Raw genomic sequence first — 11,350 nt, 5'->3', positions numbered from 1 at the left:
CTCCGGCGAACCATACGAAAAAGCAAAAACGGATTCGGGCGACCCCGAGTCCGTTTTTTTTTGCGCGCAGGGAAGTCGGGAGCGAGATTATAACATCCCTGTCGATCCCGGCATGCTATAATTCCGGTAATAGTTAAACCCTTACCTATGGAGAAACGACATGCCCAACATGGATTACCCCGGACCCTGCCCGAGTTGCATGGGAATAGACGGGTGTCCCACCGAGGCCGGAAAGGCCGAGGCGGTCGCCCACTATTGCAAGGGCCTTGAAATGGAAGTGAACGCATGGAAGGCGCGGCTGTACGACGTGCTCGCCTCGGACAAGAGCGAGGACCTCGCCGACGAAATCCGGCTCATCAAGTCGCTGGTCAGGGAAATCGAAGCCCTCGCCGCGGACATGCAGGCCGTCTGCCCAACGAGCCTGGGCAGCCAGGAAAAGATCGTCGGTTCCAAGCTTGCGGACCTGAGAGTCCATTACACCAAGGCGCTTGAGGTCATCTCTCCCGGCTGGTTCGGGGGCTGATGGAGATTCCCTGTCCGCATCCGTCACGGGAAAGGGTCTCCTCTCGGGAAACGGTCGGTCCCGGCGCGCCGTCGGGGCCTGCCGTTTTCTCGTCCAGCGCGGCGTCCTAGTACCCCAGGCCGAGAAACTTGCGGCACAGGTCCGTTGCGTAATTGTCGGTCATGCCGGAGATGTAGTCCACGATGGCCATGATGATCTTGTAGTGGCAGGACGTCTTGTCTTTCTTGATGATTTCCACTTTGTCCCTGCCGAGCAGCCGTATGATTTTTTCCTTGTTGGTGGATTCCTCGTCGGTGCAGACGCGGCTTGCCTCGGCCATGATCTGGTCCAACAGCACGCTGATGGCGTTGCCCGCCCCGATTTCCAGGATGGCCTTCCGCCTGGAATAGAAGAGGTCGTCGGAAAGCTCCTTGTAGACGGAATGAATGGTCTGGCAGACGCCCTGGGAGAGTTCCATCAGGCTCGCCTTCGGGTCCAGCGCGCCCGTCATGATCGCATCATGGTTGGCGGTGAACAACTCGACGACTTCCTCCGTGGCCAAGCCGATGAGCTTGGTCCGAATGCTGCTGTTGCGCTGTCTGTAATGGCGTCGGGCGTACTTTTTGTATTCGGCTTTGCGGGGGGACCATTCCAGAGCGGCCGCAAACTGCTTGAGCATGAAGTCTTCGGAAACGATACCCAATTCCGTGGCATCTTCCATGTCGATGGTGCGGTAGCAGATGTCGTCAGCGGCCTCGGCCAGAAAGGCAAGCGGGTGGCGCGCGAAGCGGTCGCCAAAAGCGATCAAGCCGAGTTTTCTGGCTGCCGCCTGGACGAGCTTTGCCTCCGTCTGGAAAAAACTGAATTTGTCTTTGCCCACATCGTAGGAGGAGGGCCAGGGATATTTCAGAGACGCTCCAATGACCGCATTGGTAGGGTTGAACCCCTCGCGATAGAACCCCGTATTGAGCAGGATGCGGATGGCCATGGCGTTTCCGTCGAATTTGGTGAAGTCCGAGCGGCAGTTGACCGGCAGCGGTGTGAGGGAACCGGGGTGGCCTTGAAACCAGTCCTTGATGGCGGATTCGCCGCTGTGCCCGAAGGGCGGGTTGCCGATATCGTGGGCCATGCAGGCCGCCTGGACGATCTCGCCGACACGTTCCGGCTGCATTCCCTCTGGGAGTTCGCCGATATCCTGGAGGAAGTTGCCGATGTGCACCCCCAGGCTCCGGCCCACGGAAGCCACTTCCAGGCTGTGGGTCAGTCGGGAATGGATGTGATCATTTTCATTGAGTGGGTGGACCTGCGTCTTGCGGGACAAACGGCGAAAGGCATCGCTGAAGGTGATGCGGTCGATATCTCTCTGGAATGGGCTGCGGACGTCCTTGCTCGGTTTGTTTTTTTTGTCCGGTTTGTCGATTTTCGGACGCGTGGCGTCGAGCAGCCTGTTCCAATCCATGCGGGGTGCGGAGCCCATGGGCGTTCCTCCGGTGGGGCGGTTTTTCGTGGTCTTCCGCAACTCACCAGATATTCATGGCCGGGTCAACCTCGCGGAGTCATGGCGGAAAATTAACGAGCCACGCCGCACCTGATCCCTCTTCCAAAAACAATGCGCCCCCCAGACGCAACAGGGCCGGAGCGGGACGTTCCCCGCTCCGGCCCTGCGTGCCGGGGTGTCGTGGCCTAGAGCGTCGGGTCCATGGCCGAGGTCAGCAGCCGGGCGATGTCCATGACGTCGGGCTCGTACCGGCCGGAGTTGACGGCCTCCTTGAGCCGGGCGATCTTGCGCGCCCGCTCCTCGGCGGTGTCCCTGTGGCGGCCGGTCTCCACCTCGTCGAAGCCGTCGAACACGCGCTCGGTCTCGAGGTGGGATGCGGCCTGTCCGCGACTGTCTTCATGCCCCTTCATTAACCCCTCCCTGGGTTATTGAAGTCAATGGGAAGGGCGCGCGTCGCACCCTCCCCAAGGTCTCCCCTCATCCGCTGCGACAGCCCTGATCGCGTCCCTGCGACCTTGTTCCACCGCAACCGTGCGGATGCGTTTCCCGACTCCCGGACCGGGTCCGGGGCGCTTGGTTGCTACTCTTATCGGACGCGGAACACGAATGCTTAGGGTTGATGGTCGGATTTCCTGGAATAATATTATCCTGTAATACTGAATGGATATAGGTTCGGCGCCGACCGCGTTGCCGGCCGCAAAGCCCCGCGCCGCAAGGGTTCCCGCCCGGTTTCGCATGGGCCGCGACCGGGGGCCGCGCCACCGGATCGTCACCCGTTCGCCATGACCGGAACCCGGCGGGTCGGGCATGTTGTATCTAGACTTTCTCGTGAAAACTGGTCATGGTTTGCCTAATGGTCATGAACCTGTAGCGGAGGCGCACAATGAAATTGATTCGCTGATTCCCGGCCACGGGAGCCACGTCGTGAGATGCACAGGAATCAACTCAAACCGCCGGACGGGGGATTATGGCCCAGAAGCACTTTGTCCTCGACACCAACGTCCTCATTGAAAACCCCAAATGCATCATCGCCCTGCGCAACGGGGTGGAAAACCAGATATACATTCCCTACACCGTCCTCGATGAGCTGGACGGCCTGAAAAAAGACCCGCGCATCGGCCACATCGTCTCCCAGGCGGTGCGGGCCATCCTCGAAGACGACGCCGTCAACATCTTTCCCCCTGACTTCGCCATGACCCTCACGGACACGATCATGGACGACCGGATTCTCAAGGAAATCCTCCACGTGGGGCCGGAAGAGGCGACGCTGATCACCAACGACCGCATCCTTCAGATCAAGGCCAAGTGCTACGGCATTCCGAGCGAGGAATACCGCGATTCCGACCCGTTCCGGTCCGAGTCCCAGCGCTACACCGGGTTCGTGGAGGAGGGCGAGGAGCCCGTGCGCAACTGTTTCCGGTGGGAAAACGGCATGCCCATCTTTTACGGGCCGGAGGGCCCCAAGGAGATCGCCTACACCCACGAGATATGGGGGGTGCGGCCGCGCAGCGTGTACCAGAACCTGGCCCTGGAGCTGATGCTCTGCGACGGCATCGACCTGGTCTCCATCCAGTCCGAGGCGGGCTACGGCAAGACCTTCCTGTCCCTGGCCGCGGCCCTGTACCTGATGCTCGAGCGCAAGGACAACCCCTACCGCAAGATCTACCTGGTCAAGCCCGTGGTGGAGATCGGGGCCAAGATGGGCTACCTGCCCGGCGACATCGAGGAGAAGATGCTGCCATACATCAAGTACATCCAGGACCTGCTCATCAAGCTGCACGACATCCGGCCGTGCAACCGCATCTGGCTCGACCCCCAGAGCGACTCCTTCAAGTTCAACCCCAAGAAGTTCGAGGTCCAGCCCGTGGCCTTCCTACGCGGCATGAACATCGAGAACGCGGTGGTCATCGTGGACGAGATGCAGAACCTGTCGCGCGGCGAGACCCGCGCCCTGCTGACCCGCATGGGCGAAGGGGTCAAGTGCATCTGCCTGGGCGACACCCGGCAGGTGGACAACCCGTACCTCAACGAGTCCAACAACGGCCTGAACTGGACAGTCCGCAAGCTCAAGGGGTACAAGAACTATGCGCACATGGTCCTCAAGGGCGACCGCTCGCGCGGCCCCATCACGGACATCGTGTTGAAATCTAAACTGTAATCGGCCGACGGGGGACCTCCCCCGCCCGGCCTCGACGGGAGCATACATGCCCAGGCGGCAGCCCGCTTTCCCGCTTGTCGCGGGACTGATCCTCTTCTGCTTCGCGCTGCTCGTCCCCGCGCCGTCACGCGCCGGGGACATCGAGATGCTCGCGCCCATGCAGACCGCCGCCTTCCCGTCCCTGGAGTCGGCCATCCGCATCAAGGGGCCGCTCAACTTCTGCGGCGAGTTCGTGCCCCTGCACCTGCCCGAGGTGCGCGAGCGGTTGGAAAAGGAACTCCTGCTCATGCTCTGGGACCGCGCCCAGGTCATCCTCTGGCTCAAGCGCACGGGCCGCTACTTCCCGCACATCGAGACCGTGCTCCGGGGCGCGCGCATGCCCGACGACCTCAAGTACATTGCGGTCATCGAATCCGCGCTCAAGCCCAAGGCTGGTTCCAGCCAGGGCGCGCGCGGCATCTGGCAGTTCATCGCCTCCACGGCGGGCAACTACGACCTGACCGTGGACCGCTTCATCGACGAGCGGCGCAACTTCTACTTCGCCACCAGGGCGGCCGTGTCCTATCTCAAGGACCTGCACGACCGGTTCGGCTCCTGGACCCTGGCCTGCGCGGGCTACAACATGGGCGAGCAGGGGTTGGAGAAGCAGATCGAGATGCAGGAGGTCAAGGACTACTACCACCTGCACCTGCCCGAGGAGACCCAGCGCTACGTGCTCCGGGCCATCGCGGCCAAGCTCATCCTGACCGACCCGGCGCGCTACGGCTTTGACCTGCACCCCGATGACTACTACAAGCCCGGCCGTTTCGACCGGGTCAAGCTGCGCGCCAAGTACCCCACGCCCCTGACCCTGGTGGCCAAGGCCGCGGGCACCTATTACAAGACAATCCGCGATCTGAACCCCCAGTTTCTGGGCGAGATCATCCCGCCCGGCCAGCACACCCTGTTTTTGCCCGAGGGCTCGTCCGGGGAGTTTGCCGAGCGGTATCATCCGCTCATGGCCAAGTACCGGGAGACGCTCAAGCCCGAGACCTATGTGGTCAAGCAGGGGGATTCCTTGACGGAGATCGCCCGGCAGCACGACATGAGTCTGTATCAGCTGTGCAAGCTGAACAAGCTGAGCAGGCGCGCGACCATCCACCCCGGGCAGAAGCTTCTGGTCCAGTAGCCGGAGGCCCTGGCCCATTCCTTTCTGAGAGAGCCGCTTTGCGGGCGGAGCCCGCCCGCTCCAAAGAACGCGCCCTCGGCGCGAGAGCCGCCGTGTGGAGCTGCGCCCCACACATTGCTCCATGCCCTCCCGGCGGGGTCCATTTTTTTGCTGGCCCAAAAAAATAGACGAAAAAAAAGGCCTTGCGGGGGGAGCGGCCGCCCGGGGAGGGGTCGCAAGAATCCGATCCGCTCGGGGCGGCTCCATCTGAGCAAAAGTATAGTGCGTCTCCCGGAGCGGGATGGCCCCTTTTGGGTGAGACCGAACTTCGGTGGAACAGGAGCCGCCACCCCTTCGCGGTCGGCTTCTACGCGCCCCCTCCAGGGCTGTGACGGTGCGAGGAAGAGGTGCGGGGGGACGCGGAGGGGCGTGCTGGGGTGCGGGAAAGAGAGCCGCTGTCGGGTGCGGGGCACCCGAAGCGCTCCAGGGGACGCGGGGTGGTCGCCGTTGAATCGGGGGTAAGGGCCGAGGGCGGGAGTTTGCGTTGGAAGAGCCATGAAAGGGGGAGGGAATGCGGGGGCTCTTCAATCTTCGTCAGAATTTTCTTTGCAATCGGTCGCGAAAGCGCGGCTCAATCCAACAGCGTCCCGCCTCTTCGTACCCGGCCATCCGCACCGGCCCACTCCTTCCACCCGAAGAGCGGTAATCGGCGGCGGACCCTAGAGCGCGGGTTTGAGCGCGTCTGCGCGGCAGACATTCGTTCACAACCAGCGAAAGCCACCTACGGGCTCTTGGGTCCGTCGCCGCGCGGCAGCACCGCAGCGCAGTTTTTGCTTCCTTTTTTCTGCGCCAGCAAAAAAAGGAAGTCGCCGTAAAGGCGAAATACAATGTAACGAAAACAATCCAAAGCCCCGACGCGGATGCGCGGCCATTCTCTCGCGCGCCCGCAGGGCGATTCACCCAACGCCGCATCGCGCAAGCGCGGCCACCATTTTCGGCCCCGTCCTCTTCGTACCCGGCCAGCGGCGTTGGCCCACACCTCGCACCCGAAGAGCGGTAGTCGGAAGCGGACCCTAGAGTCCGTGTTCGGCGGCGGAGCGCAGGTTTTATTGCGTCTGCGCAGCAGACTTTCCATCAAACCAGCGGGAGCCGCCTACGGGCTCTTGGGTCCGCTTCCGGGCGGCAGCACCGAAGCGCAGTTTTTGCTTCCTTTTTTCTGCGCCGGCAAAAAAGGAAGTCGCCGTAAAGGCGAAATACAATGTAGGGAGAACCACCCAAAGTCTGGTCGCGGATGCGCGGACAAATCCAAGGAGTCTTTCCTTCCCAGGCCCGCCGCCGGGCGATTCCCGTCAGCGACCGTTCTTGCGGGGGGCGGTGAAACCGCATTCCCCTGCCGCCGCGAGAGCCTGGGCAGACCCCAGCCCGGCCAGGGCGGCGCGGGCCTCCTCGGTGTTCCGGGCGACCGCGCCGTAGACCGGCCGCACGGCCAGTTCGGGGGGCAGGTCCACGATCGCCAACCCCGGATACCTGGCCAGGGCGTCCAGGGCCGTTGTCCGGTAACCCAGGAAGAGATCGACCTTGCCCGCCCGGAACAGTTCGATCACGGGCGACCCCGTGGGTGCGGTCGCGGGCGGCAGGCCGCCGCCGACCACGGAGCGGGCGCGGTCGCGGAGCATGGCCCGGCTGCCCGGCCGGACCCGTTCTGCCCGGTCGAAGACGGTCAGCGCGTAGTCCCCGCCGGGGTCCGCGCCGGGGGTGGACATGCCCAGGCGGCCGTCCGGGTCGAGCATGGCGCGCAGGGCGTCGCCCTCGGCCAGCAACTCCCGGCGGCCGAATAGGCAGACCAGATTCTCCAGGAAGGGCGCGGCCTCGCCGTAGTCGGCCAGCCGGGCCACGGCCCGGACGTGGCTCATGCTCGCGGACAGGAACAGGTCCGGGCGCAGGCCGTCCTCGATGCTGTTGCGCAGCAGCCCGGCCGGGCCGAAGCGGACGTCCAGGGCGAGCCCGGCGGCCTCGGCCATGGCGGGCAGGGCCTTGCGCAGGCTCCCTGCGGCCAGGACGGTCAGGGTCATGGCGTCACCCCCCGCACGGTGCAGATGGTCTTGCCGTTGTCCAGGCGGTGGATGTCCACGCCCAGGCCGTAGAGGGCGGACAGGGCCTCGGGGGACAGGACGTCCCCGGTGTCGCCCACGGCCTGGAGCCGCCCTCGGGCAAGCAGGGCGGTCTGGTCGGAGATTTCGAAGGCGTGGTCCGGGAAGTGCGTGGTCATGACCACGGTCAGCCCCCGGTCCGCCAGGGAGCGGATCAGGGCCAGGGTCCGGGCCTGGTTGCCGAAGTCCAGGTGCGAGGTGGGCTCGTCCAGGAGCAGGATGTCCGCGCCCTGGGCCAGGGAGCGGGCGAAGAGGATAAGTTGGCGCTCGCCGCCGCTGGTCTCGCTGTAGTCCATGTCCGCCAGATAGGCGATGCCCATGGTCTCCATGGCCGCGAGGGCCGCGTCGAGGTCCTTTTGGGACGGCGAGGCAAAGGGGCCCAGGTGGGGCGTGCGGCCCATGACCACCACGTCCAGGGCGCGGAAGGCGAAGACCGGCGCGTGGGTCTGGGGCACCAGGGCGATGGCCCTCGCCGTGCGGCGGCGCCCCAGGGTGGCCAGGTCGACGTCGCCCGCCAGGACCCGCCCGGAGCGGGGCGTGAGCAACCCGGCCAGGCAGTGCAGCAGGGTGGACTTGCCCGTGCCGTTGGGCCCGAGGATGGACAGGACCTCGCCGGGCCGGGCGGTCAGGGTCACGTCGGACCAGACCGGCTTGCGGCCGGGATAGGCGAAGCCCAGGGCGTCGGCGTGCAGGATCAGGCCCATCCGGTCCGTCCCCTGCCGAGGAGAATGGCGAAAAACGGCGCGCCCACGGACGCGGTCAGGATGCCCAGGGGAATCTCCATGGCCGTCAGGTTCCGGGCCAGGCCGTCGATGAGCACCAGGTAGCACGCCCCCAGGGCCAGGCTGGCCGGGATCAGGCGACGGTAGTCCGGGCCGACCAGCATGCGCGCCAGGTGGGGAACCACCAGTCCCACCCAGCCGATGATGCCGCTGACCGAGACCGCGCTGGCCGTGATGGTGGTCACGGCCACGATCACGCCCAGCCGCAGGCGGCCCGCCTCCACGCCCAGGGTCCTGGCCTCCTCGTCGCCCAGGGACAGGACGTTGAGCTGCCAGCGGACCAGGAGCAGGCCGAGCACGCACACGCCCATGGGCAGGACCACGGTCAGCAGCCGCTCCATGGTCATGGAGGACAGGGAGCCCATGAGCCAGTAGACGATGACCGGGAGCTTGTCGTCCGGGTCGGCCGTGTACTTGACCAGGGAGAGCAGGGACTGGAAGAACGCGCCGACCACCACGCCGGCCAGGATGATGATCATGGGCCCGGCCGAGCGGTACAGGCGGCTCATGGCCCAGGCCGCGGTCACGGCGAGCATGCCGAAGAAGAAGGCCGACCCCTGGATGAGCCAGGGGGAGTTCCACAGCAGGATGCCGAGCGCCGCGCCGAAACCGGCCCCGGAGGCCACGCCGAGGATATACGGGGAAACAAGCGGGTTGCGGAACAGCCCTTGGAAGGCCGCGCCGGATACGGACAGGCCGCCGCCGATGAGCATGGCGGCCAGCACGCGCGGCAGACGCACCTGCATGACCACGGTCTCCAGCACCCCCGGCCAGTCGGGCTCCACGGGCAGCCCGGCCGCGTGGGCCAGGATGCGCAGGAGCTCCCGCAGGTGCACGGGGTAGCGGCCCCAGGCCAGCCCGATGCAGAAGACGGCGGCCACGCCGCCCCACAGCGCCAGGGCGCTGAGGGACGGGCGCGGCCGCGCTGGATAAGGCTTATTCGGCAAAGGGAATCCCGTAGAATTCCTTGTAATAGGACTGGACCATGGCGTCCAGGTCCACGTCCTTGAACTTGTCCGGGTAGAGGGCCTTGGCCATCCACAGCTCGCCCAGGGCCATGGACTCGGGCAGGGCGTGCCCCCACGGCTTGACGTATTCGGGGGTGATGTAGAGCCGCCCGTTCTTGATGGCCGAGACCTGCTGCCAGGACGGGTCGTTGCGCAGCTCGTCGGCGGCGGAGCGGTGCCGCCACTGGATGAAGACCACCTCGGGGTTCCAGCGCAGGACGTCCTCCATGGTCACTTCCTTGAAGCCGGTGACTTCCTTGGCGACCACGTTGACGCCGCCCGCGCGCTCCATGATGACGCTGGTGTACTTGCCCGCGCCGTAGGTGTGCAGGTTGTTGCGGGCCATGTAGCACTTGATCCGCTGGTCCTCGGGGATGGTCCCCAGGTGGGACTTGAGGACGGCCTGGTTGGCGTCGACCACCTGCATGAGCCGCTCGGCGCGCGCCTGCTTGTTGCAGACCTCGCCGAGGAGCAGGACGGCGTCCCGCAAGCCCTTGTTGTAGGCCGCCTGGGCGTCCGCCAGCTCGGGGTTGAGCTTGGCGGCCTCCTCGCTGGCCGCGTCGAACAGGGAGACGGCCACCACCGGGATCTTGGCGTCGCTGATCTGCTGGATCATCTCCTTGGGCGCGTAGTGGGTGACGATGACCAGGTCGGGATTCAGGGCCAGCAGGGCCTCCATGTTCACGGTGTCCAGCCCGCCGGGGGTGGGCATGGAGCCGATGTTCGGCATGGTCTTGGCCGCGCCGGGCAGGTACTTGTCCCACTTTTCGAGCACGCCCACGACCTTGTCCTGGGCCCCGAGCTGGATCATGACGTCCAGGGACTGGTGCTGGAGGACGACCACGCGGGAGACTTCGTCGGGGATGGTCACGGTCCGGCCGAGCTGGTCGGTGACCGTGCGTTCGGCCAGGGCCGAAGAGAACAGCAACAGCACGAAAAGACAGGCGAGCAGGGGCGCTTGCAGGATTTTTTTCATGAAACAAACCTCTCCTTGAGATGGGGTGCAGCCCGGACGGCCGGCCTGCGCCCGCAGGGGGCGCAACGGTTCCGGCCCTTGGGGGCCAAAAACACACCATACCCGTCCGCAATATATTCGCAAAGAAAAAGGTGAACAGTCACGCAAAGTTGTATTCGCGTGATTGTTCAAAACAGGAAAATGCATCGAGGGGAAGGCAAGACGTTATCGGGCGGCCGTAAACGGCCCGTGCCGCGGGCGCGAAGAGGGGATGCAAGCGGTCGTCAAATCAGCCGAAAATCATCACGAAGCGGCCTTCGGCTCCCGATGCTGTCCGGAAGCCCGAGCGGCCGGGCTTCCTACACGTACTTCGGGTAGTCGGTGCAGAGCAGGTGCAGGGGAGCTTCGTCCTCGTCGATTTCGGGGAACCGGGCCTGGGGTTCGTGGAAGCGGTTGTCGGTGTTGTCGTCGTTGACGGACGAGACCTCGCCCACCAGGACCTTGCCCTTGCCGGGCTCACCGTAGAAGCGGTGGTACATGCCCTGTTCCAGGAAGATGGACTCGCCGGGGGTGAGGACGATTTTGCCGCCGGGCTGGACGATGCGCGTGAACCCGTCCACGGACACGGCCAGGGGTTCGTTGCCCAGCTCCTCGGCGGGCGTGGAGCCGTACAGTTCGATGACCAGGTTGCCGCCGCCCCGGTTGATGATGTCCTCGGTCTTGGACCAGTGGAAGTGCATGGGGCAGATCTGGTTTTCGCGGACGATCATGATCTTTTCCGCGTACTTTTTGGGGTGGCGGGCGGCCAGGTTACCGTTGCGGATGGTGAACAGGATCAGGCCCCGGCGGTCGAAGTCGCCGGCCCCGTAGTCGGTCAGGTCCCAGCCGAGCTGGTTGCGGACCACCTCGGAGTCGCCCTTGCCCTTCCACTGCTCCGGGGCCCAGAAGGCCCACGGCGGCAGGGCGAACCGGAAGGAGGCGAAGAAGTCCTTGGCGTCCTGGATGAGGGCGTTGATCTCGCTGCGTTTCATGCCCCCTATCTAGGTGAGCCGGTGGGGCGCGTCAAGGGGGGAGCGGCGCTGGACGACGCGTCCTTGCGGGACCGGCGGCTTCGGCGCAGGGCTCCGCCATGCGGGCCGGATGCCGGAATA

The 11,350-nt window shown here is 65.0% G+C and carries 10 protein-coding genes; 3 read left to right on the top strand and 7 right to left on the bottom strand.

The window, feature by feature from the left end; genetic code table 11:
• Window positions 1–160: 160 nt before the first annotated feature.
• Entirely contained in the window at window positions 161–523 is a 363-nt protein-coding gene (locus DND132_RS09145) for a hypothetical protein (RefSeq protein WP_014322444.1), read from the top strand.
• A 106-nt stretch (window positions 524–629) separates the two neighbouring features.
• Here the strand turns inward: DND132_RS09145 and dgt are convergent, their stop codons facing one another.
• On the bottom strand, window positions 630–1,979 hold the full coding sequence (gene dgt, locus DND132_RS09140; RefSeq protein ID WP_014322443.1) for a dGTP triphosphohydrolase: 1,350 nt from the start codon (window positions 1,977–1,979) through the stop codon (window positions 630–632).
• A 206-nt stretch (window positions 1,980–2,185) separates the two neighbouring features.
• Window positions 2,186–2,410, bottom strand: coding sequence for a flagellar biosynthesis anti-sigma factor FlgM (locus DND132_RS09135; RefSeq protein WP_014322442.1), 225 nt, complete (start codon window positions 2,408–2,410; stop codon window positions 2,186–2,188).
• 557 nt (window positions 2,411–2,967) lie between these two features.
• On the opposite strand from DND132_RS09135, the gene DND132_RS09130 reads away from it, so the two are divergent.
• Together DND132_RS09130 and DND132_RS09125 are read left to right on the top strand one after the other, a co-directional pair.
• Window positions 2,968–4,158: a PhoH family protein gene (locus DND132_RS09130; RefSeq protein ID WP_014322441.1), complete on the top strand. Its 1,191-nt coding sequence runs from the start codon at window positions 2,968–2,970 to the stop codon at window positions 4,156–4,158.
• A gap of 46 nt (window positions 4,159–4,204) precedes the next feature.
• A complete protein-coding gene (locus tag DND132_RS09125; protein WP_014322440.1) occupies window positions 4,205–5,326 on the top strand; it encodes a lytic transglycosylase domain-containing protein in 1,122 nt (373 codons plus the stop codon).
• A 1,328-nt stretch (window positions 5,327–6,654) separates the two neighbouring features.
• Here the strand turns inward: DND132_RS09125 and DND132_RS09120 are convergent.
• From DND132_RS09120 to DND132_RS09100, 5 genes are all read right to left on the bottom strand, one after another.
• Entirely contained in the window at window positions 6,655–7,377 is a 723-nt protein-coding gene (locus DND132_RS09120; RefSeq protein ID WP_014322439.1) for a substrate-binding domain-containing protein, read from the bottom strand.
• Window positions 7,374–8,159, bottom strand: a complete 786-nt coding sequence (locus DND132_RS09115; protein WP_014322438.1) for an ABC transporter ATP-binding protein — start codon at window positions 8,157–8,159, stop codon at window positions 7,374–7,376. The genes DND132_RS09120 and DND132_RS09115 overlap by 4 nt, the downstream gene beginning before the upstream one ends.
• Window positions 8,150–9,184, bottom strand: a complete 1,035-nt coding sequence (locus tag DND132_RS09110; RefSeq protein ID WP_014322437.1) for a FecCD family ABC transporter permease — start codon at window positions 9,182–9,184, stop codon at window positions 8,150–8,152. The genes DND132_RS09115 and DND132_RS09110 overlap by 10 nt, the downstream gene beginning before the upstream one ends.
• A complete protein-coding gene (locus DND132_RS09105) occupies window positions 9,174–10,220 on the bottom strand; it encodes an ABC transporter substrate-binding protein (protein ID WP_014322436.1) in 1,047 nt (348 codons plus the stop codon). Before DND132_RS09105 ends, DND132_RS09110 begins: the two co-directional genes overlap by 11 nt.
• 338 nt (window positions 10,221–10,558) lie before the next feature.
• Window positions 10,559–11,230 (bottom strand): D-lyxose/D-mannose family sugar isomerase, encoded by a 672-nt coding sequence (locus DND132_RS09100; protein WP_014322435.1) that lies wholly within the window; start codon window positions 11,228–11,230, stop codon window positions 10,559–10,561.
• Window positions 11,231–11,350: the final 120 nt, after the last annotated feature.

Origin of the sequence: Pseudodesulfovibrio mercurii (assembly GCF_000189295.2) — a bacterium.
In the GTDB taxonomy this organism is placed as follows: Bacteria; Desulfobacterota; Desulfovibrionia; order Desulfovibrionales; family Desulfovibrionaceae; genus Pseudodesulfovibrio; species Pseudodesulfovibrio mercurii.
This window is presented reverse-complemented; position numbering and strand designations above follow the sequence as displayed.

Coding starts and splice junctions, on each gene's coding strand:
- DND132_RS09145 (WP_014322444.1), top strand. CDS start 161: ATGCCCAACATGGATTACCCCGGACCCTGCCCGAGTTGCATGGGAATA.
- DND132_RS09115 (WP_014322438.1), bottom strand. CDS start 8,159: ATGGGCCTGATCCTGCACGCCGACGCCCTGGGCTTCGCCTATCCCGGC.
- DND132_RS09125 (WP_014322440.1), top strand. CDS start 4,205: ATGCCCAGGCGGCAGCCCGCTTTCCCGCTTGTCGCGGGACTGATCCTC.
- DND132_RS09130 (WP_014322441.1), top strand. CDS start 2,968: ATGGCCCAGAAGCACTTTGTCCTCGACACCAACGTCCTCATTGAAAAC.
- DND132_RS09120 (WP_014322439.1), bottom strand. CDS start 7,377: ATGACCCTGACCGTCCTGGCCGCAGGGAGCCTGCGCAAGGCCCTGCCC.
- dgt (WP_014322443.1), bottom strand. CDS start 1,979: ATGGGCTCCGCACCCCGCATGGATTGGAACAGGCTGCTCGACGCCACG.
- DND132_RS09100 (WP_014322435.1), bottom strand. CDS start 11,230: ATGAAACGCAGCGAGATCAACGCCCTCATCCAGGACGCCAAGGACTTC.
- DND132_RS09135 (WP_014322442.1), bottom strand. CDS start 2,410: ATGAAGGGGCATGAAGACAGTCGCGGACAGGCCGCATCCCACCTCGAG.
- DND132_RS09105 (WP_014322436.1), bottom strand. CDS start 10,220: ATGAAAAAAATCCTGCAAGCGCCCCTGCTCGCCTGTCTTTTCGTGCTG.